This window comes from Neobacillus sp. YIM B06451 (assembly GCF_032667185.1).
Lineage (GTDB): Bacteria > Bacillota > Bacilli > Bacillales > Cytobacillaceae > Bacillus_D.
In genome coordinates this window covers 823,029-848,114 of sequence record NZ_JAVFKJ010000001.1, presented here as the reverse complement: position 1 = coordinate 848,114, position 25,086 = coordinate 823,029, and the positions used below count along the sequence as shown (strand labels likewise).

Genomic DNA, 25,086 nt, shown 5'->3' with positions numbered 1-25,086 from the left:
GTAAAACTGAGCAGATTTTTTGCTCAAATCCTTGATAGGGAGTGATCGATCATGGCTAGAAACAAACTTTTGGTTCCTGGTTCGGGCAACGCCCTTGACCAAATGAAAGAAGAAATTGCCAATGAGTTTGGAGTACAACTTGGTGCGGACACAACCGCAAGGGCAAACGGTTCGGTCGGCGGCGAAATGACCAAGCGTCTTGTCGCAATGGGCGAACAGGCAATGCGAAACCGGCAAGGTCAATAACCCGGTTTGGTTGCGGATAAAGGGGCTCGCTTTTTAAGGAGCCTCTTTTCTTTTTATGTGAACGGAAGGCCAGCATGGAAAACCGGCTTTTTGGCTGGGTTCATGTGACACATCGTGCTCTGTTTGGCATTCTCTTCCCTTTATCGCACTTTCCTATCACTCAAACGGGCTGCAATTGTGTCCAAAAAGTGAAATTCCCGGATAAAGTGGAGAAAAACCCGGATAAAAATAAAAATTCCCGGATAAGTCCGTTAAATTCCCGGATAAGTCCGTTAAATTCCCGGATAAGTCCGTTAAATTCCCGGATAAGTCCGTTAAATTCCCGGATAAGTCCGTTAAATTCCCGGATAAGTCCGTTAAATTCCCGGATAAGTCCGTTAAATACCCGGATAAGTCCGATAAATTCCCGGATATATTCAAAAAAGGTATGGATATCAAAAACAACGAACCCGAATTAGACTGCCAATGTGCGATTTTTCCCAAAAAAAGAGCTCCCCTTTTTAAGGGAAGCCCAATCACACATACTATTTCTCCTCTTTATCCTGCTTTCTTCTCTGGTTTTCCGGTCACGATGACTTTCATCGTGGACGGAGACTCGGTTATGCCGGCGTAGTTTTCAGCAGCTACAAAAAGTGTATGCTGGCCGTTTGGAAGTTCCAGTTGCATCGAGAACGTTCCATTAACGGAGGCTTTTACTGAGCCAAGAAGATTCCGTTTATTACCCGCTTGTTCGTATACATGCACGGTAGCCAATGGATCGGCTTTTCCTGTCAGGACAGCCGGCCCGTCTTTAACCATCAGGGTTTCGGCATCCCATGATGGGGCGACCGGTACCTGTTGCTCCGCACTCATCGACCAGCGCACCGCATTGGCAAATAGCTGTTTTCCTTCAGCCGTCCAGCCATGTTCAGGGCCGATGATATTTGTCGCAGTGAACGAGGACAGCAGCAAGTGGATGTGGTCTTTACCCGTGAATTCGTAGGCAATCGCCGTACCCTTATCTGAGCCATCAACGTTCAATCCAGCGAGCGGGATTCCACTGTAATTTTTGAAAGTAGCATACGGGCTCTTTTCACTATGAATCTTGATTAGCCCGTTTTCATCAGCCTCAAGGCCTCCGAAGAGTGGATGGTCCCCAAGAGGTTTCTGGTAAACCGCTCCTTCATTGTACCCTTGCTGGTCTGGTTCAGGAGCACCCAAAGCCTGCTGGAGCAACTGGATGGAGCCATCTTTCATTCCCCATGTTCCTGTGAAAATCAGGCTGACTTTCTGCTCGTTGCTTTCTTTGATTAACTGGTCAACCTGTTCCTTTGTGCCGCTGTTCGTATTTACAATAACAGTTTCATACCTGCCGAGCTGGCCAAGGATATCCCAGCTTCTTTCTTCTGTAAAAATACCTTGTTCATTCAGGAAGCTGCTTAGAGCGCCATTATGATCGCCGAGGACAGCCACCTCAATACCATTCATTTCAAGTTGGACTGTCACATCCTTGTCTGCAATTGCTACCTCGACTATTGCTGGGAGATAGCCATCCATGGCAACTTCAACCACATACTCGCCCGGAAGAAGGTTTTCAAAGACGAACGAGCCGTCCGCCCCGCTAGCAGCGATGCTAATAAAATCAGGATCGTCCTTTGGAATGAGCGTCACTGAAGCCCCAACGATTGGTTCGCCATTCTTTTTATCGACGACCGTCCCCTTGATGTCTGAACCTTCAATTGCTTCAAGGACAAAGTTCAAGTCGACACTGCTTCCGGTTTCAACAATTTCGACGTGGCCAGTCTGTTCTGCATAACCACGCGCCTGAACCTTTACATCGTATTTGCCGATTCCGATCCCAATCCGATACAGCCCTGCCGAATTGGTCGCAGTTTTAACATTTGTGCCAGGGATTGTGACGAGCGCATTCGCAATCGGCTTGCCTTGGGCATCAGTCACTGACCCTTTAATCTCTCCCTGGCTCGCAATCAAAGCGTAGTCGATGGTGTTCAGGTACAGCTTCTCGGCATTTTCCGTCCATCGGTCTGCTGGATTGCCATAACTGCCAATGTGCAGGGCCGACAGAAGGATGTGGACACTGTTGGACGAGCTGAACTTAACCGCAACCGAAGAACCAACATTCCCTTTTATCGGATTGGTCAAAGTACCTAGGGTAGATCCGCTGTAATGTTCAAAGTTGGAATACTGGACCGCACCCTTGATATTTACCATGAGCGGATATTCCATGCCCGCCTCAAAGCCTCGGAAAATAGGGTGGTTCTGCTCGACACGGATATTGAGTTCTTTATCCACAAAATTGGATGTCGTTTTTTGCGGATCTCCATATGCCTTCACAAGCTCGCTAACTGAGCCCCCACTGTATTGGCCCACGAACATAATGCTCGTTTCATTTTCATTCGCCTTCTCGACCATTGCCTTGAAGCGGTCCTTCATCGTGCTGGAAATGTCGTTGGCGATGATGAGCTTGTAATCGCCAATATTTTCAATCAGCGCTTCAAAATTGGTATTAAGGTAAAAATCATATTCATAGCCATACGATTTTAATAGTGGCGCCATTCTGCTTTCATTTAAGCTTGTGGCGAGGACAGCAATTTTCTCGGTAGCAAACATTGAACTATTGAGAACAGCCACTTGCCCTTCCACTATTGTTACTGTTTCAAAAATTGGCTTGTAACCTGATGCGCTGATGCGGATTTCGAAAGTTCCAGCTGGAAGTGTAAGTTCATATTCCCCAGCAGCGTTCGTTTTACCAATTGCCGGAGTTCCAAGAACTTCAATAACAGCACCTTCTATTTCATCCTTCGTGCCCGCATCAATGATTTTACCTTTCAGCGTGCCGGCATTTTCTGATTGGATGACAAAGGTATCATCCAATACCTGGCCATTTTTAATCGAAACTGTGAAATCTTTTTCGATGTGGCCGAACGCTTTTATAGTAAGGGTATACGTGCCGGTTTCAAGCGCAGTGAAGAATTTGCCCTCGTCATCAACGACCAGGTTTTTGCAGGTCTCCTTGATAACTGCTTCACCCTTTAAGGCGATGCCGCTTTCGTTTTTAATCACGCCATGCAGTTCCCCAACGAGAGGAGCTTTTTCCGCAAGCGCCCAATCGAGCGCATTCATTAGCAGTTTTTCCCTTCCGGCGTCAAACAGAGTCGCGTCTCCTGGATGGAATACGTGGCTAATTGTCATGTTCGAAAGAAGAATTTCAAGGGATTCGCTAGTCCGTCCCTTGTATGCGACCATGGACCCTTTCTGTCCGGTTTGTCCCTGTTCAAAATTAACAACCGTCTTTCCGGAATAGCCATTGAATCCATAATAGTAGCCAGTTTTGCCAGGAATCTCAATTACATCCCCAGCCTTATAGCCTGCCGTTAACGGATGGTCTTCAATTACAATTCCTTTTGATTCTGTTTTATTTGTGCCTTCAATAATGGCCGATGGATCGCCATCATATTCCCACAAATAACGGATTGAACCGCGGCCGCCAGCCTGGCCGGTCCAAATAACGGATTTCCGCTTTTTATCAAGGGCTTCCTGGAAAGCCTTGAAATCGGCTTTCTTTGGAATGGCTTCGTTTTTGTAATCCGAATTTGCGAAAACTAGGTCCACTGTATCAAGTTTGTCAATATCCTTGAAGTCCAGGTATTCGACTTTGTAGCCCCGTTCCTCAAGATACTGTTTAAACGTCATTCCGGAAGCCGTCAGATCAACAATGATGCCGATCGTTGGGGATGGCCTAAGCTTTACGCTTAGCGGGAATTTTTCCCCGGCCTTAACGGTGACTTGAACGTCTTTCCTTACAAATCCTTCTTTTTCAACTCGGACCGTATACGTTCCTGGTTCAATTTCCGAAAGGCTGAATTGTCCTTGTGTATTGGATTCCGTTGACCTCGGCTTTCCTACGAGCGTAATCGTGGCACCGGAAATCGCATTGCCGTCCTTTTCGTTTTCGACAGTTCCTGTCATGGACGCGACATTTCCGGCAACTTCCATCGTAATCGTTTGAGGCTCCGGATCAAGCGCTGCCTGCATTTTAACTGTCTTAGTTTCATACCCGTAGGCACTGATTGTTACTTCATAGTCGCCTTCAAGGAGGGCAATTGAGAATGCCCCTGTTGTGGCATCAGTTTGTGTGGCATACGGATGGCCAACCACTTGGATATCCGCCGTCAACGGGTTCCCGTTTTCATCGAGAACCGTTCCCTTGATCGTCTCAAACTTCACATTTGCCGCCCAAAGGATGGCATTCAGCAAAATTTGTTTCCCTTCAGGCGTATAGTCTTTTGCCCCATGGTAAGAAGCGAAACCGTGCCCGCCCATTAACAGTTCAACACTGTTTTCGGTCCTCGGCTTGTACGCCATTCCAAGTCCGCTTGTTGTGGCTGCCCCATCAAGGCCGATTTCCGCGAGCGGATAACCGCTGTAATTTTTAAAATAAGCGAATGTGCTTGCTGCCGGAGACAATATCTTGATTGCATCGCCCACTTTTGCTCCAGCGAAAACTGGATGTTCGCTTAATACTTTGTAAATAGCTGCCTGCGTTGTGCTTCGGACGGTTATGCGTGATTCCGGATCCTTCCTGTGGGTAACGAGATGGTTAATGCCCGAACCGCTCCAATAGGCCTCTCCGAAAATCAAGCTAGTACCCGCAGCATCAGCGGCTTTCATTGAATCTTCAAAGACGGTTTTTTTGAATGTCGTAGTGCTAGGCTCATTCACGAACACAACATCGAATTCCGCTACCCGATTCGGAAGGTCAGTTGGCTGGATATCGACAGCCGGGATGCCGAACTCCTTAAGAAGTGCTTTAAAGCTCTTATCAGCCGTAGTGTAGTCGCCAACAACCGCGACTGTCGGCATCGTGTGAAGCTTTACATCGATGTCCCCGGTATGGCGTGCGATATCCACCGTTGTAGAGTAGAGTATATAACCTTCTTTCGTGAAGGCTATTTTATACGTTTCTTCCTGCAAGCCGGTAATTTCATAACGGCCGTTCGCGGCGGACTCCGTTTCGAACACCTTTTCGCCTGCGGCATTCGTCACTCCCACTTTTACCCCTGGAAGTTCAAGGTTCGTCAACGCATCGGTAACGATCCCTGACAACGTGCCCTTTTCTGAGCTGCCGAGCGTCACCGCAACTTGAGCAGGCTTGCCTTTTGCAGCCGTAAACTTACCGGAAAATGTGCCAAGCCCTTTCCCGCGGACCTCAAGTGTAAAGGTGCCTTCGTCATGGAAAAACGCAAACTCGCCTTTCGAGTTGCTTTTCGCCTTTACGCCCGTTTCGACGACCTCAATACTCGCTTCAACCGGCTTTCCGTCTGCATCTACAACAGTCCCGGAAACTTTTCCGAACTGTGAGCCATACAAATAGTCCAGGCTGTTCAATAGGATTTGCTTTTGGCCAAGCAGCCAGGCGTCTGTTGTCTCCCATGGCGCTGACGCGAAGCTTGACAACAGGAGGTGTGCGCTATTTTCCGAAACGGCCTGGTACGCAACGCCTGAACCAACATAGCCAATTTCGTTTGTGCCAATTTTACCAATCGTCCTGCCTGAATAGTGGTTGAACCAGGCAAAGTCCGCATCATGCATCAAGAGCGGAATTTCACTTCCAGCCTTGTAACCCTTCAGGATTGGATGCTCTGATTCCACCTTGAGACTAACCGCGCCAACATCATAGTTATGGCCAAGGTCGGCCGGATTGTTGAAATAATCCTTCAATTGGTGGATCGAGCCGTAATTTTGGCCCCATTGGTCGGTAAAAATAATGCTCACATCATACTTGTTTGCTTCATCAACTAAGTTCTTAACCTGTTCCTCGGTCGGCTTCACTCCGTCCGATCCATACGCGCCGTTCAGGTATAAAACCTGGTAGCGGCCGATATCTTTAATCACGTCCCAGCCGCGTTCTTCAGCCGGATAGCCATTCGCTTCAAGAAGTGTGGTGATTTGGCCTTTGTAATCGTTCAAAACTGCAACATCGATCGGCTGTAGCTCAAACGTAAGAGTTGCAGCTTCGCCAGGCTTGACAGTAATTTTACCAGAACCGTCCTTAAAGCCTCCGAGTAAGAAATTGATATCCCACGTTCCTTCGAAGACGTCTTCCTTGGCAAAAATACCTCTGTCATTCGTCACGCCTTTTATACCTGTAGCCTTCATATCAACCGTAACGCCATCGAGCGGTTTGCCGGTCCGCTTATCCTTGACGGTAATCGAAACCGAGCCCTTTTTCGCATCTTCAAGCGTGAAATTCTTTGTGAACGTATAGCCGGTTACAAACTGGAGCTTCTCGGCTATCTGCTTCTTGCCATATTGCGAAACGATGACAGTGTACTCGCCAGGCGTGTGCTTCAGGACGAAGCTTCCGTCCGCACCGGCACTCGCTGTCTCGCCAGTTTCTTCGACAGTCAGCGTCCCTTTTACAGGCTGGCCACTCGCATCTTTCACAGACCCGGCGAAGATACCAGGTGAATTGTAGCTCTGGACTCCTTTTAAATGCGGCAAAATGACCTGACCGGGGATAACCGGAATTCCGGATGTGCTGTAGGTTGGCTGGATGATATCCTTCAGCCGCTCGCCAGTGTATACGTCGAGAACGGAAACCGCTCCATTGGTAGAAGCGAAGAACAGCAAGCCGTTCGATGTCACAGATCCGCTATTCAAGGCCGTTCCGAGTGTCGTATTGCTCCAAACTTCCTTCCCGGTTACCTTATCGAACGCACGCAGGTTCGACTGTACCGAAGAACCCATGATGACCATGTTCTCGTACACAATCGGCGACGCAGCCTGTGTATCCCCTATGGAAGCGACTCTCCATTTTTCGGCTCCGGTCGCTGCGTCGAATGCATACAAGGTTCCTCCGTCTGTGTCAAAATTAATTCCTGTAAAATAAATGACTCCGTTGTCATAGACCGGCTTAGATGCGATTCCTTCACCGGACAGTTTCTTCTGCCAAACTTCCGTGCCGTCTGTTACTTTAAGCGCGCGGATTGTCTGGTTATCATAGCTGCCGACATACAGGAGGCCATTCCCAATGCTCGGGCCAAAATATGTTGGCGCGCCAAGCTTCACGCTCCACAGCTTGCTGCCGGTTTCAGGGTTCAACGCGTTCAAGTGGGCGTTTGCCGTAAGATCGGATGATACGTATAGCACACCTTCGTAATAAACTGGTGATTCGTAAATTGCCATCGAACCGACCGTCGTGTTCCATTTAATGCTGCCGGATTTCAGGTCAAGCGCGTAAATCCTTCCATCCGCGCCGCCGGAGAGGTACACAGTGCCGTTTTCAATCGTTGGCGAGGAGCGGTTTGAGCTGCCAATCCTGACGGCCCATTGCTCCTTCCCCGATTTAGAATCAAGCGCGACGACCCATCCCCTATCGGTTGTTAAAACAACTTTCCCTTCCGATGCAGCAGGTGTTGAGAAGAGGATGTCCCCTTTTCCTTCCGTGCTGTATTCCCAGCCCTTTTCAAGCGCCTGGACGTCAATCGCGTTTCCAGAAACTGCATTCCGCTGGACATTTCCGTTCGCGATGCCCCATTGCTTATTTGGTGTGGCGGCTACTTTCTGAACCTTCAACTCGAGCGCCACGTTTTTGTTTACTGTGATTTCTTCCGCTTTTCCTTGAATTCCTTCACCGGTTACCTGGATGCCATAGGATGCTGCAGGTACCCTTTGAATTGCGAAGTTGCCCGCGGCATCTGTCCGGATTGCCGAAAGCGGAGTATTTTTGATCCGGATGAACGCATAAGGAACTCCCTTACCAGCTTCATCAACAACTTTTCCGCTGACCGTATACGCTTCCGCGTCATCCAAGACGATGTTGACAGTGGTAACCTGTCCCTTTTTGAGGCTGATTGACCCTTCGTATGTCTTGTAGCCGAAGGACGTAACCATTACCTTGTGCGTGCCTTCCCTTATTTTAAAAGAAAAGACGCCGGATGCCGGAATGTCATACGATAACCCTTCTGCCTGTATCACCATTTTTGCTGGTATCGGTTCGCCTTTTTTGTTTTTGATAGACCCTTTCAATTCACCGGCAAACGCGGCTTCGGTGACTGCCTGGTAGATGTTGATAATCCCGCTTCCGTAAGAATCGTTCGGAAGGGTTCCCATATGGGGATCCTTTCGGGCGGTATCTTTGAGGATTTTTTTCACATCATCGATGGTGAGATTCGGATTTGCCTGGTAAAGCAGCGCGATCGCGCCGGTTACGTGCGGTGTCGCCATCGATGTCCCGCTAATCGTGTGGTATTTCCCTTTATTCAACTTCCCTGGCCATGCGGAGTAAATCCGGTGGCCCGGAGCGGAAATATCCGGTTTGATGATGCGTTTCATTTCGCCGTTCCCATCCTGCCAGTAAACCGGCCCACGGCTAGAGAAATAGGCCGTCTGGTCGTAAATATCAGTCGCTCCCACGGCAAACGTATCAGGGAAGCTTCCCGGCGAGCCTATGGTCTGAGAGCCCGGTCCGTCATTCCCCGCCGCGAACGATGGGAAAATGCCAGCCGCGATCCATGCTTTTACATCTTCATAGAATTCGAGGTTATATGTATTCGAATTCCCCCATGAATTGTTTACGACATGCGGCGCTTTTGAGGGGTCTCCACCTGGTGCCAGGAACCACTGGAACGCCTGATGGATGCCCGAGGTTGTTGCCGATCCGCCGTCATTGAAAATTTTCGCCGCAATCCATTCCGCTCCCGGTGCAACGCCGATTGGCTCGCCGTCGCCGCCTCCGACTGATGTGCCTGCAACATGGGTGCCATGGCCATTCCCATCATTCGGCGTTTCATATTTCGTTCCGGACACGTCAATCCAGGAATACTGGTGGTTGCCATCGCGGCCGCGGTAATTCTTTTTTAGCGCTTCATGGTTCCCGTCAACGCCGGTGTCCATGATGCCGACGACAATCCCTTCGCCCTTCATGCCATACTGGCCCCAAACCTTCGTTGCGAAAATTTTCTCGAGGCCCCATTCCGGAAGCCGTGGCTTGGAATCTTCCACGGTGATTTCCGGTACAGTCAGGATTTCGTCCATTGTAATTTCAGCGACGTCGGCCCGCTGCTTCAGTTCATCGTACGCTTCTTTTGTGACGGTTGCGGAGACGCCATTTATAATCCAAAGCGTATCCTTTTTCTTTGCTTTTCCTTTTGATTCCATTGCCTGGAGTGCCTGTTGTAGTCCTTTTTGCGAATTGTTGGCTTTTTGTGTGAGGTGATCTTTGATGGCTTTGATTTTTTCAGTACGATCTTTCTTCTGTTTCACCTGGGGGTAAATTGCCTGGAGGTCAGGGTGGTCTTTCATTCGGATGATTACGTCTACTTCATTGCTCTTTTGAAAGGCTTCTTCTAGTTTTGCTTCTTCTTTCGGGGCTGCTGGCTGTTCAAGCGGAGCCGGGTCGATCCCGAGGCCCTTTAGAAGGTCGGGAAGCTCATTCGAGTTGGAATCCTCGTTTGTTTCCGGCGCGCCCGGTTTTAGGTCAGCTGCCCTAGCATCCTGCTCGCGCTTCTTTTCAAGCTGAAGATCTGCCTCCGAAAAACTTCCTGGTTTTGCTTCCGCAAGCGCAATCTGCGGAGCAAACGTCGAAAGCAGGACCATAATTGACAACAGGACAGCAAACCACTTACTCGTTGTTTTCTTTCGGAAAAATAACAATAAAATAGCACCTCCAATAGTTTGATACTCGAAAGAATACTATAAACATATTGCCAATTCCTTCAAGAAATATTAGTTTTCTAAAAATTCAGATATAATTAGTTCTATTGTCATACCTAGCAATTTAGAGAATAGGAAAAAAGCCTCTGACCGAATTTGTCGGAGCTTTTTGCGATTAGTTGCGTAACTCGACATGCGGGTGGTTCTTGCCGAATACGGGGTAATCTTGCCGAACACCCGTGTAATCTTGCCGATTCCCGGGGTAATCTTGCCGAACACCCGTGTAATCTTGCCAACCATCCGGATAATTTTCCCGAACACCCGGGTAATAATGCCAAACGAGCTATAATTAATGCATCGCCTCTCACCAAAACTACACTTTTTTTTCACTTTTAAAAGAAGTAGAGTACACTAGATCCCAAGGAAGCTTATACCTGGCTTTTCTCGTACTGCCTACCTTTTCAAGTTTTACTTCAGCTATTAATTTGCTAGTGATGCTTTTCGATGGCAGATGCAAAAACCACCTCATCTCCCGGTTTGAAATCGCCGGTCCAAACAAAAGAAGATAGTCCCTTAAAGCTTGGATATGTGCATTCTTCGAATTACATCCGCACGCACAACACCATTGCTTCCTTTTATATTTCATCCCGAGAACCAAGCATTGTGGGCAGCGGACCCCTGTAATGATAACAGACCTTTCAAAGCGATAATGTTCATAAAGGTTTTTTATTAATGGAGTATTTTTTTCGAGAAGTTGGGTTTTAATTTCATGTAGTTTTTCATGGGTAAGGACTGGGGTTTTGTAGAGGGTTTCCATTTTGCGGATGGTGGAGTAGAGACAATCCGTTTTACAAATAAATTTTTCCGCTTCGTAGTAGCCTTTCTCGATTGTAACGATGGTTGAACTGCCAAAAACGGCGTAGCCTTCAATTGGAATCGACGGTAATTGGTTATCCACCAGCCATTTTTTTATATTGTGCTGCTGCATTTTCACCTGCTCCACCGGGTTAGGCATACCTTGGGTAACGTCGTTAACAATTCGGACGACTTGTTTGGGATTTTTTTTAAAACAAACCTCGCCCGCCCAGTTCTTCGCTTCCAAAATAAGTGAAAAGTAGAGTGAAATCAAATATACATCTAACTGCACCGTATATCCGTCCCCTTGAAGCCGTAAACCATGGAAAATCAAATACTTGTTGTTCTCGAGCTGGCTTAAAGGGTAAATTAACGCTTTCTCACCATTATGGCCCGCCCACTCCATCTTTAAATCCTCAACCAATTGATTATAGAATTTCAAGCTAGGCGATACTCTCCCTTTTAAGGCCTCCATCGCTAGAATAGAAACTGAAACTACCTTGGGCAAAACGTCCAAATAATCCACTCCTTTCTATTTAAAAAAATTCGCCTAAAAAGTGGGTAAACCTTGTAAAAATTTACGGATATATTGAATTTTTTATGAATTTTACTTTGTGATTAAGTTTCAGATTGCGAACCCCGGTGGGAATATTGCCAAACCCCCGCCTAATCTTGCCGAACACCTAGGTAATCTTGCCGAATACCCGCCTAATCTTGCCGAACCCCAGGGTAATCTTGCCGTACACCCGAGAAATCTTGCCGAACACCCGGCTCATCTTGCCTATCGCCCAAACCCAATTCATTGAACGAAAAGCCAGCCATCCAAAACCCTAGCTGCCAACCAAGTTTAGGTGGAAAAACGGTTTCCACAACCGGCTTTTTATATAACCAGCCCTTCGTTAACTTGCCTTTCAATAACCCGTTTTTCATTAACCAGCCCTACGTTAACTCGCTCTTCAATAACAGGCCCTTCATTAACCCGCCTTTCTCACAAAGTAAAAAAGCCCCGACAATTTTACCGGGGCCATACTAAAATTACAGCATCTTCTCAATTACCGCTTTTGCCGTAAGTTCCTTATTATATGCCGATTCCTTATTCGTCCGCTTGTAGTACTCGAAGTAGAGAAGGTCGAGCAGGTACAGCTGCGCTATCTTTGCTGTCAGGCTACCACCTTGTAAAGGACCCTCGTTCGCGCCGCACAACAGGGTGATGTCGGAGTACGTTGTTAGCGGCGACTTGGCGAATCGGGTGATGGCGATGATTTTCGCGCCGCGTTCCTTGGCCACTTTTGCCACCTCAATTGTATCCTTGGTGGAACCGGAATACGAAATCAAAACCCCGACATCCTTCTCGGTCATGAGCGCCGCTGCCATAATTTGAAGATGCGAATCGACAGTGCACTCCGCCTTGTTAGTGATCCGCATGAATTTGTTCTTTGCCTCGAGCGCGGTCATGAGCGACGACCCGACGCCAAAGAAATGCACCCTGTCCGCCTTCATGATGCTGTCAACCGCATCCGAAATGTCCTGCTTTGAAATCAAATTGTACGTCTCTGTCATCGCGTTCACATTCGCTGACAGAATTTTAGAGGAAAGCTCTTCAATCGTATCTTCCATTGTGATCCTGCTTGACAGCTGCGGTGATTCGCCATCCGGAGAAATGCTGTGCGCGAGTAGAATCTTGAACTCTTGATAGCCTTTCAGGTTCATCGTCTTGCAAAAACGGAAGATGCTAGACTCCCCTACATTGCAGGCGTCAGCAAGATCCGTAATCGACATGAAGATGACATCCTTCAAATTCTCAAGGATATAATCGGCTACTTTTTTTTCGGTATTTGTAAAAGAATTGTAGCGTGAATGGATGAGTGTAAAGATATCCTGGCTGGCCATTTCCGGCTCCTCCTAACCAACTCGTGTAAGATGAAGAGATGCTGCGCCAAGCACGCCTGCTTTGTTTCCGAGCTCAGCCTTCAGTATGTTCAAATCGGAGAAGCTTTCCATGATAAGCTCTTTCACTTTGTCAGAAACCATTTGGACAAGAAGCTCCTGCTCCATGATTCCCCCGCCGAGCACAACCGCTGGCGGATTGAATGTATGGATGAGGGAAACAAGTCCGAGCGCGATTTCGAAAACCCATTCATGGACAATTTTTTCCACACCTGCTTCCCCTTGGAAAAACTTCTCAAAAACTATTCTGCCATTATTATAGAGTTTGTCAATTTCTTTCGCGTTCCGTACTAGCGCGGTGGTCGATGCGTACTGCTCATAGCAGCCCTTCCCGCCGCAATTGCACGGGCGGCCAAGAGGATGGGTGATGATATGCCCGAATTCGGCCGCGCTTCCGGTATGGCCCCTGTACAATTCACCGCCGAGGATAATTGCCCCGCCAATCCCGGTGCCATACGTCAGGCACAGGAAGTCGCGGAACCCCCTGCCGGCGCCGAAATGCTTTTCGCCAAGCGCGGCGGCGTTCACATCGTTTTCCACTTTGACTGGGACGCCAAACCTCTTTTGAAAAATGTCCCTCAGCCTCGCTCCCGTATAACCCGGGATGTTTTCATTGGCATAAATGATATTTCCTTCGGTGCTGTCCACCTGGCCAGCCGTGCTAATGCCGATCGCGTCAAAGCCGCTGTACTCGGCGAAAATTTCACACAGCACATCAACCGGATTCAGTCTGGTACGAGCCCATTCGGTGCTGTATTCTTTAAAGGATTCGATTTTGCCGTCTACGCTGCACAAACCAACCTTTGTGGACGTTCCGCCAATATCCGCCGCGAGAATTTTCATAGTATCAAACCTCTTTGCTGTTTTGAAATTCCGCTCAATTTTTTTTAAAAACAAATCCTACCCAATCGCGTCGACGAACCGCTTTGTGATTTCCATCGGCCTTGTGATCGCCGTTCCGACGACGGCTGTGTGAACGCCGATTTCAAATATGCGCTTCACCTGTTCTGGAGTCCAGATTCCGCCTTCCGCGATGACCGGGATATCGAAATCCTTCACGAGCCTTTCAAGCAGCGCAATATCCGGGAGTTCGACCCCTTTCGTATAGGGGGTATACCCGCTCAGCGTCGTGCCGATGCAGTCAAAGCCAAGTCGATAGGCTTCTTCCGCTTCCTCGTACGTTGAGCAGTCCGCCATAAAGAGCTGGTCATTAAACGTTTCTCTGATTCTTGGAAAAATTTCGCTGATCGTCGTACCGTCCGGCCGAACACGTTTCGTGGCGTCAAGGGCGATGATGTCGACACCTTCTTCATGAAGGAGATCGATTTCTTCGATAGTCGGGGTGATGAATACTTCGGAACCTTCGTAATCCTTCTTGATGATGCCGATAATGGGCAGGTCAACCGTTCTCTTAATCTCACGAATGTCCTCCACCCCGTTCGCCCGGATTCCCTTCGCGCCGCCAAGCATCGCGGCATACGCCATCCTCCCCATAATGAAAGGGCTATGAAGCGGCTCATTCGGCAGCGCCTGGCAGGAAACGATTAGCTTCCCGCGGATTTGTTCAAATGTAGTTTCTTTGCTGCTCATAAAAACATCTCCAAGTTTGAATTTGGCCCGGCAAAAAGGCAGCATTCCCCACCACGAATTCCGCCTGCATGGTCATGCCGCCTTGTTTTGCCGGCAGGGTTTGCCTATCTTTTAGCAGAGGGTAAAAGAAACCCTAAATATTACGCGCAGTACCAAATGCGGCTTTATTCCTTTACCGCGCCAATTGAAATACCTGCTGTAAAATAGCGCTGGAAGAAGATAAAGATAATTAGCATCGGAATAGCGGCTACGGTTGCGCCAGCCATTTTATAGGCAAAGTTCGGATTCAGATCCTGCATAAGCGTTGCAACCCCGACCATTAGCGTCTTTGAGTTTGCGCTTTGGCCGACGACGAGCTGCCATAGATAGTCGTTCCAAACATTGACAAAGTTCAGGATGAACAGTGCGCCGATACCAGGCTTCACCATTGGAAGCATGATTTTGAAGAAAACAGTGAATTCGCTCGCACCGTCAATTCTAGCCGACTCACGCAATGAGTCAGGAATCGTGTCAAAAAAGCCTTTTAGGAGGAACACGCCGAAAGCTGTCGCCACGTTCGGCCAAATCATCCCGCTAAGTGTATTTACCATCCCAAGATCCTGGATAATCCTGAACAATGGGACGATCATCACTTCTTTCGGAACCATCAAACTTGAGATGAAGATGATGAAGATGATATTTCTTCCCTTGAACCTCAGCTTCGAAAAAGCATAGGCTGCGAGACAGCTCACTGCAATCAGCAAAATCGTCGAAACGAGCGAAACGAAAATGCTGTTGTACGCCCAGCGCAAAGCGGGAGTGTTGTTGAATACATCGACATAGTTGCTGAACGTGATTGTTTTTGGCCACCAGTCCGGAGGCATTTTTACAACGTCCGAGCTGTTTTTCAACGAGCTTGTAGCAAGCCAGTACAGCGGGAACAAGTTCAGGATTGCGAAGAAAATAATGAGCACATTGAAGACTATATCGATCGTTTCCTTCTTTTTCTTATTCGAGTTTTTCGCTCCAAACATGTCCGGCCACCCCCTAATCTTTCTTGAACATCGCGCGCAGCTGCGGAATCGACAGGGCGAGCGTGATCAGGAACATGATCACTCCGACAGCGGAGGCGATGCCAAGCTGGTTGTATTTAAACGCGTTATTATACAGGAAGTACATCAATGTGGTCGAAGCGTTGTTCGGCCCGCCACCGGTCAATAGCTGGATGACGACGAAAATTTTCAAAACCGCGATGATGTTCATGATAATGATGTAAATCGTTGTCGGCTTGACCATCGGAATCAGAATTTTAAAAATGATTTGCAGCCTGTTCGCGCCATCGACTTCCGCCGCCTCAAAAACATCCTTTGGCACGCCAATCATCGAAGCGACATACAGGATGATCGCCTGGCCGACGTTCGTGGCGAATGTGATGAAGATGATGACGGGGAGGACGAGATCCTTGTCGCCGAGGAAATTGACCGATGCCAATTCGAGCTGCCGGGCCGCGTAAGAGATCAAACCGTTGGCCGGGTTCAACAGGAAGCTCCAGACCATACTCATAACAACCATGGAAACCATAACAGGTATATAATAACTGCCTCTGATAAAGGACACGTATTTTGCATTTTTATCGAAAATTGAAGCAGAAACGAAAAGTGCGAAGACCACTGTCAGTGCAACGATGAACACTACGAAAATAACAGTGTTGATGGTGGATTTCATGAATACGGGATTTGCGAATAGCCTCGAATAGTTTTCAAAGCCGATGAATGTTTCCTGCTGATAGTTAATTCGATACAGGCTCAGCCTGATTCCTTCTATAATCGGATAAACGATGAACACGAGGAACAATAATAGCTGCGGCGCGATAAAAAGGTAGCCCGTTATATTTTCCTTCAAAGCCGTGTTGTTTTTCATAGGCCCTCCCCTACCTTTCTATAACTGCAGGCCCGCAATTCGGGCCCGCAGCTATCAGTCAATGCCTTGCAAATAATTACTTATTGTAAATCACGGAATTCGCTTTAGCGTTTTCGATTACGCTATTTCCATTCTTCTGGTAATCCTTCACTGCCTGGGCAGGAGTTTTTTCGCCAGTGTAGAGGGCTTGAAGCTCCGGATACAATACTTGCCTTAATTCGCTGTAGCTAGGAACGCTGCCAGTGAAGTTGAACATGTACTGCGCGTTTTTGTCATAGGCTTCGAATAATGGCTTTTCGGACTTGAACTCTTCAACAACTGAAGTCCTTACTGGTACTCCGTTTTTCGATGCTTTTACAAGCTCGGGATCAGAAGAGAAGAACTTAACGAACTCTTTGCTAATCTTGATTTTTTCTTCATCGCCAGTGTTGAATACGCTTGCACCGGTTACATACGTGAATGTCAGCGGGTCACCGCTCTCGGACGGAATGTTCGCGAGCCTTGCGTCAAACTTAGGCGCCTTGCCTCTGTTCATATCCGCAAGCGCGTTGTTGTAAAGAACAGAGTTAGTGAAGCTGATTCCAAGCTGCTGGTTTTGGAACATCGCGTTCACATCGTTCGATGATACGGATTCAGCACCAGGATTCGTTAGCTTTGCGTCATAGATTTTTTTCAGCCATGCAGCTGCCTTTTCGCCTTTTGCATCATCAAGAACAATATTTGACTCGTCGTCGAAAAATTCGTTACCAAACATCCTCAGGTAAGCAAGGTTCCAAGTGTCACCCTGATTGTTAAGCGCATAGAGACCCATTGGGTAAGCGTTTGCATATTTGTCTTTCGGAACATCCTTTTTCAGCGTGTTCAGGATTGTTTCATATTCTTCAAGAGTCCAAGTCTTGATTTCATTTTGTTCGCCGATATAGCTTTCAAGCCCGGCAGCCTTGAACATGTCGGCATTATACACGAGTGTGCCCGGCATGTGAGAGAACGGATAGAAGTAAATGTCATCACCGAAAGTTACAGTGTCCCAGAAGTTTTGTTCAATATCTTTCTTCGCGTCCTCATCGACGATGTCGTTCAGCGGAACGAGGGCTCCCCTGTGAGCATAATCTCCCATTGCGAACGTACTTTCAAAGAAAACATCCGGCGGAGTGCCGCCATTCAGGTTAACATTCAGCAATTCATCACGCTGGTCGCCCGCGACGACTTCAACGTTTACCTTCACTTCGCGGTCTTTGTATTGCTCCGAGAATTTTTCACCAGCGTATTTGAAGAAGCTGTCGAAATCGGCACCCTCTTCGGTTGCATCAAAGACCCCTTTCCACTGAGGTGTGAGCCAAACGGAGATTTCTACCGGCTTCTTGGAATCGCCGCTTGCGGCTTCTTTGTCTTTTGTGCCTGTGCATCCTGCTAAAAGTCCAAGGCCAAGTACAGCAGCGGACGTCAATGCGACAAACCGTTTTTTCAACATAAACTTTCCCCCTGACATTTGTGTTAGTTTTTTTATGAAGACAGGCTGTGTGCCTGGAACTCCCTTTTGTTCTTTAAAACTAGCATTCCAACAATCAATTAATCTTGGTATTTCTTAATTGCTGCATCGATCATGTCGCGGATGGCAGGAATTTTTGTTTCAAGATCGTCTCCTGTTACCGGCTCAAGCGGCTCGCGGACACTTCCGATATCCACGCCGCGAAGTTTCAATACTTCCTTGATCGCGGAATACATGTTTCCGTTCAAGGAGCAAAGCGCGATGATCAAGTCGTTGATGTCTCTTTGGATGCTTCTTGCTTTTTCAAAATTGCCTGTCGATACAAATTGTTCTGCTTTCAAGTAAAGCTCAGGCATGGCGGCATAAGTTCCACCGATACCGGCATCTGCGCCAATGAGGCGCCCTGATACATACTGCTCATCAGGCCCGTTGAACACGATGAAGTTTTCGCCGCCCGCCGCTTTGAATCGTTCGATATCAAGGGCTGGCATGGACGAGTTCTTTACACCAATCACCTTTTTGTTCTCGATCATTTTTCCGAACAGGTTCAACGACAGGTTGTAGCCAGTCGTCTGTGGAATGTTGTAAATGATGAATGGGAGCCCTGTCGCGTCAATGATGCTTGTCCAATACTTATAAATTGAGCTTTCCGGTAGTTTGAAATAGATTGGCGGAATCGCCGACAACGCGTCGTAACCCAATTCCTCCGCATATTTCGCCAACTCGACGCTTTCTCTTGTAGATGGAGCGCCGACATGAGCTATTAGGATAAGTTTCCCTTTCATGCTTTCCGCGACGTATTTCAGTGTCGCCTTCCTCTCCTCGAGGTTCTGGTAAATGCATTCCCCCGAGCTTCCGCCTACGTAAAGGCCCTGGACGCCTTTATCGTATAAATAGCTGCATAGCGCTTTTGTACGCGCTTCCGAAACTTCACCGGCTTCGTCGTAGCAAGCATAAAAAGCAGGAATGATCCCCTTGAATTTTTCGACTTCCATCTGTCAACCCCACCTAGTTATTTAGTCATGTTAACGCTTACGGAATTAGCATAGCACAATTAATATAATTGTGTAAATTATTTTCACCACTTTTAATTATTTTGAAAAAAATATCCATCATTTTCTTGCGATGTTATTTTTTCTTTGCAATAACGTTATACTAATATGATTAATTTGAGCGTGAAAGGGCTTTAACAAATGGTAAATGGGAGTTTAAAACTGTGGGATTTTATAAAACACTCATGTGTTTTTTGAATTGAGGATACTCCTAAGTATTTTTCTAGAAAAATAACAAAACTTACTCTCTCTTTCGAAAATTATCTCCAAGCATCAAGGAAACTTGAATTTATGTTAAAGATGCTTATAGAACATACCGGATATGGAAAAAATTGTACAGACAGGCAGGTATATATTTAATGAAGTGTATTAGGGACTGTAAACAAAGGATTTAGAAGAAATACGCTTTTATAGCTGGAGAGGTCTTAATGAAGGTTCTGTTGGCCGGTTGGCGACGAGGAGAATCAATCTTTAGACAGGTTCAATTAACCAGTCCTTCTCGTTATTCCTGGAGAACAGGTCTTTAGAGGTGACCTGGTGAGAGACTAAAAATTTCATGTAAAAATCCTATAACAATCATTTGGAGGCTGAGGATGATGTTTCGTTTGTTTACACTTATTTTATCGATAATGTTCCTCTTTTCCACCTGGCCGGCGATCGAGCGGCAGCTGGATAATCCCGGCGAAGCGGTCGACCGCGTCCAAAACGAGCTCCGGGCACTCAAGGAAAATCCCGAAGTGACGGAAGCGGCCTGGCTCCTGCTCGGCGATTTTCAGCAATTCCTGAAACACACATGGGTTTTGGTTCGTGAAATCACCGAGGACAGGCAGGAACGCGACCCAATCGATTCGGAGCAACTAACTCCAGTCCGGCCAGACGAGCATTTTTAGCAACTACATATTCACCATCACAAAATAAACTCCGAAAAATGCCGTAATGACCACAACCAGGACACTGAGAAGAATGATCGAGAGCCTCGGTGTCCTGAATGTTTGGTCGTTAATTGACCGGACCTTACGCAAATAAGCAACCATTGACATGACAATCACGATAATTCCGAGCGCAACGGAAGAAATCCCGATTAAATTCGCCATGAAATTGCCTATTGGGGTAAGGCTCGACTGCATATTGAAATGCAGGTTTGTGACAAGGAAACCCACCCCAATGATCGCAATCGCGGTCCGGACCCAGGCAAGGAACGTCCGCTCATTCGCAAGGTGCTGCTGAATGTATTTGGAATCAACCGTCTTTTCGACTTCATCGATTTTTGCATTTTCGTCCCTCATGAAATCCCTCCCTTGATCAAGACAGTATTGCAATGGTGATCAAAGCGGCTTTTGCCCGGCGAATTGGATAACATGGGACAAGCCGTTATGGAGCTCCCCCTCTTTCCTTACAACCTCGCCCATGAAAAAATGGACAACCCGCCAGTCGCTGAATGTTTCTAAAAATTCTTCGGGCTTATACAGAAATCCAACTTCTTTCGGGCCGCCGCTCGCGTACGGTATTTGGTAAATTGAATACACTTCCGTTACAAAATACCCGCCAGGCTTTACAGCTTCCTTTACCCCTTCCAATGTTTTCCCGCGGAGGCCGGCCGGAAAATGCCCGAATACACATAAAATTTCGTCCCATTTGTCTTTATCCCATTTTGCCTCGTTTAAATCTACTAGCCTTGTTTCCACAGAGACGCCTCTCGACTTGGCAAGCTTTTTCGTTTTTTCAAGACCGGATTCCGCATAATCCCAGGCAGTCACATTCATTCCTTGCTCCGCCAGGAAAACTGCATTCCTACCCTCTCCTTCCGCAATCGCCAGCGCTTCTCCCATGAGGTTTAGCTTCTTGTGCATGTATGCGATAAATTCATTTGGCTCGGTACCGTAAACATAGTTTGCCCCTTTAAACCGCTCATTCCAGGAATTCATGCAAACCGCCCCTTTTTGAAAAAATTGCTACCTTATAGTTTACCATCGGAGCTAGGGCATTATGAAAAAACTCCCTCGGACCACTATACAAACATATCCATATAGTGTAATATTACACTAAATAATTACCAACTTTCTAATATGACTATTTTTTAAAAGGAAATAACCGGAGGTGAATTATGAAATTAATCATTTTCTTTGGACTAATCGCTATTTCTCTGTCTTCCTCTCTTCTCCTTAGTCGAAACGAGTTAAAGAACAAAAAACCCCCTTTAACAGCAGCATTTAAAGCAATAATCATCAATATAACAATCCTTGGAACAGGGAGCATCTGGTGGTTCCTGACTGAAACGGATGGAATCAGCCAAGGCATAGGAGTTATGATCTATGCTGGGTCCGCTATAGCCATAGCCCTAATCACAATCGTTTTTACCTATTTTTTCTGGCACAGATCCGGATAGTTTTTTAGCAAGAACTTTTTGCAAAAAAAGAAAGGGAGCCCGGTTATATGACCGAGTTCCCTGGCAATCCCCCTTTTTTAAAAATTAAACAAGTATCTCGTTTAATTTCAGTACCCCCAACTGAACGGATGTCTCAATATACCCAACAATCTGGTCGAGTGTAAATACATTTAGTTAATATTGTTGATATATGACCACAAAACAAGGACCCCATTGGAGGTCCTTGTTTTAAATAATTATTGAAGATTAGTACCCTTTAAGTGTAATTCTTTCATTCACAATTATCTATCTGATAATCTTTTGTTCCGTAAAACAGTTATAAACCCATTCAAAATATTGTGGCTTACAGCAAAGCCTTTACGTTTATAAAATTCTAATGCATCATTACCATTTGAAACAAAAATAAAATAATCCTCTATATCATCAAATTGGTTCAACCATTTCATTGAGATATCAAAGAGCACTGAACCAATCCCATATCGTCTATATTCTTGTTTTATATAAAACTGAGATAAACACCCAACATTGTTTCTATTCACTGAAGAAAGGTCAAAAAATGTTGCGAAATCATTTGAGTAGGCTTCCTTAGGAGAGATATTTGAATAAACATAACCAACTATTTTGTCACCATCTCTAACAACCACGATTTGATTGTCTATTGCACTTTGTATAGAAGAAAGCATCCTTGTCTCAAAATTCATATCATCAAACAATTCAGGTGCAATTTTTGCCTTTGATTTTTGAAAAACCATAAGTTCATTACACAACTCTTCACAAAGGTGAGCTTTTTCAATTGGTATAATTTCATATTTTATATTCATCTTTTATTTCACCCCTTTTGATATCATACTAATAATTATAATCCTTCCTTATCTAACAATTCAGCTTTGTTGGTTTAATAACTTTAACAAAAAAGTGCATTAATCCTTCTTGAATCAACGCACCCGTTCAATAAGACATTTAATGGCTTAAAAACGGTCATTATTAATAAAACTAACGCTTATTAAGATAGAAGAGATTTATATATCTCTCCAATAATCCCTTCCAATTGATGAACGCCTAATTCTGCATTCGTCATAATAACGGCACCTTTTTCCAAGTGTGGATGTGCCACCATCATACATTGAAAACCTACTCCCCAACCGAGTGATGTAATTTCTAGTTCTTTTTCGGAGCCTTCAAGAAACACACCTAATCCTGTCCAGCTCTTACCTCTTTGCGGGGTTATCATTTCTTTTGCTAAACTTTCCGAAATACCCAGCTTACTTTCTCCTTTTACTGCGTTTATTAACTCAAGAACTAATTGAGCTAAATCCAAAGAAGTTGTCCATAGTCCAGAGGCTGCTGGATAAGGATATATAGGATGTTTTCCATCTACCATTTCCCCATTTTTGTTATGACCGCAAGAAAAGTTATCTCTATCCACTTCAGACATTGTTGTATTTAAATGGCTATTTTTCATTCCTAGTGGTTCAAATATGAACTCATTTACCACTTGATAAAACTGCTTTTGCGTTACATCTTCTATTAGTTGCTGAATAATACAATAGCCTGCATCTGAATAATGGAATTCACTTTCTGGCTGGAATTGAACTTGAATTGGAACCTTACAATAATGGGATTTCCCCTCTAATAATTCAACAATCGAAGGAAAACCTATATCTGAATTTAGTTCTAAAAAACTACCTTCAGGATCCTTGATTCCAGATTGATGACTAAGCAAGTTTCTTAAAGTAACTTTTTTATTTTTTGTATATTCATTTTCAGGCACATTCCAAGTAACAAGTCTTTCATTTACATTTTGATCTAAATCAAGATGCCCTTCTTCTAGTAACTTTATTGCAATCATTCCAGTTAAGAATTTACTAATAGAACACGCACTAAAAATAGAATCATCATTTACTTTTCTATCACTATTAACTTCAAGTATTCCATAGTTTTCTGTCCCGCTGATTTGGCCTTCTTCGAACAATGCAATACTTAAACCGTTCACATTAAAATGTTCCATTCGTTCTTCAATTTTGATGTTTTTCAATTTCATCATTCTCCCCCTAGATAACCCTATAGTAAAATTATAACACGAATATATGTTCTGGTGTATTTATTTGGAAACAAGATTATCTATTGACCAAAACTGCCCCTTTAGAGCTCAATAAGGAGTTCAACAAAAAGATGCCTTAATCCTGCTGGATTAACGCACCCGTTACTTTAAGTATAGACCTGCACAATTTTTAATAAAAGAAAGTGTCTTTTCAAATAATTTAGGTTGAATCTCTAAATAAGTAAGACTTAAAGGAAGGTTTTCAAATAGTTTTATTTCGTTAATTTCAGATACTGGCAATTGACCAATTTTCTTTATTCTTTCAAAGAATAACCTCCCAAAAATTTTATTAACGGAATCATCCATTGAATAGTCGCAAATGGGAATTAAATCCACTTCTTTGCATCCAGTTTCTTCAAATAACTCTCTTTTAGCGGTTTCATCAATTCTTTCTCCAAGTTCTCTATGGCCACCCGGGATTTCCCAAGAGTCTCGGTCCTTATGTTTAACATAAAGCCATTTCCCCTCATAAATAGTACTTATTACAGCAAATTTTAAATCTTTATCATTTACTAAGCCTAAATTATAGAATTCAATTTTCATTTTTCGCACCTCATATTAAGGATAATTTTTTTTAAGCTAACCTGCACCGTTTGTGTAAAAGAATTCAAAAAAAAGGCGGTTAATCCTTCATAGATTAACGCACCTGTTTGTTTAAGTATATTTCTTCATAATCTATTTGCGATTTGATATAAATAATTAATTACACCATCCATTTTCCAAGCAATTACGGCTAAGCTAATTGCTATTACAACCAAACTTCCAGCTTTTATAACCTCTAACTTCTGTTTATTCATTCCCTTCTCCCCCTTCGAAAGAATAGTTTTGCTATCCTGCCCGTTAGTTTAAAAGCCAATAACAGGCAGCTAAAGTTACATGTACTTCTAATTTGTTTTAGTAAATTGTCTTGCAAAAAATAATAAAACGATGGAGACGAATATGTATATAAAGGAATGAATTCCTATTACATATCCCATTTTTCCACCAACACTCTCTATACTTGCCCTTACCAAAATATAAACGGAATATAACATTGGCAATAGTGATAGTAACCAAGATACCTTAGGTATTTTCTTGCTGCTAACTCTAATTAAGAATAGAAGTATTAAGAAGGGGAAAACAAAGTAAGTTATGAACCAGGTAAAGAAATACAATTTATTGCCTCCTGAAATTCAAGCAATATCAACAACCTAATGTTACCATATTTACCCTGGCAATATATTGTTTTATTCAACCTGCCCCGTATGTTGAATAAAGACTTCTATAAAAAATGCGTTAATCCTTCCTGGATCAACGCACCCGTTAGCTCGACAAAATTACTTACTTTTATGCAATTCGAATGACTCTTCAAAATCATCCCATTTAACATTTACTTGTACCTCTTCATCCTCACTTACTTTTGCTCCGTTTCCCGAACTTCCCATAATCTTAAATGTAACTTCTGTGAGTGGTTCATCAAATGCCCTTGTACCACTTCCACCTCCAGCAGATGTTTCATAAGAGTATTCAAGAGTTTTCATTGAAGAAATCTCTTTCAAAGACCCTTTGTATGTTAATACAAATTCCTCGTCGTTTTCATTAGAGTAGGTGGTTTTTCCACCTTTTTCTCCCCATATTTCTGTTCCACTAATAGAATATTCAGCTTTCCAATATTCACCTTCACCATTAAATATATAATCATAGTTGTTTTCTTCACTTGAACAAGCCGCCAAGACTATAATTATAAATAATATGGTGAGGATTTTTTTCAATTTAACCGCCCCCTAAATATTTGTATTTCTAATTATATTTTACGATAAATATCTAACTCCTTTGTGGAATTCTTATTGAAGTATTTGCCCCTTTAGCTTAATAAGGAAATCAA

At 44.9% G+C, this 25,086-nt stretch carries 19 protein-coding genes; 3 read left to right on the top strand and 16 right to left on the bottom strand.

Annotated elements, in window-relative coordinates; all coding sequences use genetic code 11:
* The first annotated feature begins 51 nt into the window (after positions 1–51).
* Entirely contained in the window at positions 52–246 is a 195-nt protein-coding gene (locus RB160_RS04060) for an alpha/beta-type small acid-soluble spore protein (RefSeq protein WP_316568919.1), read from the top strand.
* A gap of 537 nt (positions 247–783) precedes the next feature.
* Here RB160_RS04060 and RB160_RS04055 read toward each other — a convergent pair.
* From RB160_RS04055 to RB160_RS04015, 9 genes are all read right to left on the bottom strand, one after another.
* Positions 784–9,903: a carboxypeptidase regulatory-like domain-containing protein gene (locus RB160_RS04055; RefSeq protein WP_316568918.1), complete on the bottom strand. Its 9,120-nt coding sequence runs from the start codon at positions 9,901–9,903 to the stop codon at positions 784–786.
* A 373-nt stretch (positions 9,904–10,276) separates the two neighbouring features.
* Positions 10,277–11,275, bottom strand: coding sequence for a nuclease-related domain-containing protein (locus tag RB160_RS04050; protein WP_316568917.1), 999 nt, complete (start codon positions 11,273–11,275; stop codon positions 10,277–10,279).
* Between the two features lie 518 nt (positions 11,276–11,793).
* A complete protein-coding gene (locus RB160_RS04045) occupies positions 11,794–12,648 on the bottom strand; it encodes a MurR/RpiR family transcriptional regulator (protein WP_316568916.1) in 855 nt (284 codons plus the stop codon).
* 12 nt (positions 12,649–12,660) lie between these two features.
* A complete protein-coding gene (locus RB160_RS04040) occupies positions 12,661–13,548 on the bottom strand; it encodes an ROK family protein (RefSeq protein ID WP_316568915.1) in 888 nt (295 codons plus the stop codon).
* A gap of 57 nt (positions 13,549–13,605) precedes the next feature.
* The gene (locus tag RB160_RS04035; RefSeq protein WP_316568914.1) at positions 13,606–14,295 is read right to left on the bottom strand and encodes an N-acetylmannosamine-6-phosphate 2-epimerase; all 690 of its coding nucleotides are present in this window, start codon (positions 14,293–14,295) and stop codon (positions 13,606–13,608) included.
* A gap of 164 nt (positions 14,296–14,459) precedes the next feature.
* The gene (locus tag RB160_RS04030) at positions 14,460–15,308 is read right to left on the bottom strand and encodes a carbohydrate ABC transporter permease (RefSeq protein WP_316568913.1); all 849 of its coding nucleotides are present in this window, start codon (positions 15,306–15,308) and stop codon (positions 14,460–14,462) included.
* Positions 15,309–15,321: 13 nt separating this feature from the next.
* Positions 15,322–16,194 (bottom strand): carbohydrate ABC transporter permease, encoded by an 873-nt coding sequence (locus tag RB160_RS04025; protein ID WP_316568912.1) that lies wholly within the window; start codon positions 16,192–16,194, stop codon positions 15,322–15,324.
* 76 nt (positions 16,195–16,270) lie between these two features.
* Positions 16,271–17,665: an ABC transporter substrate-binding protein gene (locus RB160_RS04020; protein ID WP_316568911.1), complete on the bottom strand. Its 1,395-nt coding sequence runs from the start codon at positions 17,663–17,665 to the stop codon at positions 16,271–16,273.
* 98 nt (positions 17,666–17,763) lie between these two features.
* A complete protein-coding gene (locus tag RB160_RS04015; RefSeq protein WP_316568910.1) occupies positions 17,764–18,678 on the bottom strand; it encodes a dihydrodipicolinate synthase family protein in 915 nt (304 codons plus the stop codon).
* Between the two features lie 650 nt (positions 18,679–19,328).
* Here RB160_RS04015 and RB160_RS04010 point away from each other — a divergent pair.
* The gene (locus tag RB160_RS04010) at positions 19,329–19,625 is read left to right on the top strand and encodes a hypothetical protein (protein WP_316568909.1); all 297 of its coding nucleotides are present in this window, start codon (positions 19,329–19,331) and stop codon (positions 19,623–19,625) included.
* A gap of 3 nt (positions 19,626–19,628) precedes the next feature.
* Here RB160_RS04010 and RB160_RS04005 read toward each other — a convergent pair whose 3' ends face one another.
* On the bottom strand, positions 19,629–20,021 hold the full coding sequence (locus RB160_RS04005; protein ID WP_316568908.1) for a YidH family protein: 393 nt from the start codon (positions 20,019–20,021) through the stop codon (positions 19,629–19,631).
* A 39-nt stretch (positions 20,022–20,060) separates the two neighbouring features.
* Positions 20,061–20,660 (bottom strand): class I SAM-dependent methyltransferase, encoded by a 600-nt coding sequence (locus RB160_RS04000; protein WP_316568907.1) that lies wholly within the window; start codon positions 20,658–20,660, stop codon positions 20,061–20,063.
* A gap of 179 nt (positions 20,661–20,839) precedes the next feature.
* Between RB160_RS04000 and RB160_RS03995 the strand changes: the two genes are divergently transcribed.
* Entirely contained in the window at positions 20,840–21,121 is a 282-nt protein-coding gene (locus tag RB160_RS03995) for a hypothetical protein (protein ID WP_316568906.1), read from the top strand.
* A gap of 281 nt (positions 21,122–21,402) precedes the next feature.
* Here the strand turns inward: RB160_RS03995 and RB160_RS03990 are convergent, their stop codons facing one another.
* The 5 genes from RB160_RS03990 to RB160_RS03970 all read right to left on the bottom strand — a co-directional run bounded on the left by RB160_RS03990 (position 21,403) and on the right by RB160_RS03970 (position 24,973).
* On the bottom strand, positions 21,403–21,942 hold the full coding sequence (locus RB160_RS03990) for a GNAT family N-acetyltransferase (RefSeq protein WP_316568905.1): 540 nt from the start codon (positions 21,940–21,942) through the stop codon (positions 21,403–21,405).
* A gap of 182 nt (positions 21,943–22,124) precedes the next feature.
* Positions 22,125–23,162, bottom strand: a complete 1,038-nt coding sequence (locus tag RB160_RS03985) for a serine hydrolase domain-containing protein (protein ID WP_316569055.1) — start codon at positions 23,160–23,162, stop codon at positions 22,125–22,127.
* A 162-nt stretch (positions 23,163–23,324) separates the two neighbouring features.
* Positions 23,325–23,765 carry an NUDIX hydrolase gene (locus tag RB160_RS03980; protein ID WP_316568904.1) on the bottom strand — a complete coding sequence of 147 codons (441 nt, stop codon included), beginning with the start codon at positions 23,763–23,765 and terminating at the stop codon, positions 23,325–23,327.
* Positions 23,766–23,890: 125 nt separating this feature from the next.
* A complete protein-coding gene (locus RB160_RS03975; protein ID WP_316568903.1) occupies positions 23,891–24,019 on the bottom strand; it encodes a hypothetical protein in 129 nt (42 codons plus the stop codon).
* A 519-nt stretch (positions 24,020–24,538) separates the two neighbouring features.
* Entirely contained in the window at positions 24,539–24,973 is a 435-nt protein-coding gene (locus tag RB160_RS03970; protein ID WP_316568902.1) for a membrane lipoprotein lipid attachment site-containing protein, read from the bottom strand.
* Positions 24,974–25,086 lie beyond the last annotated feature (113 nt).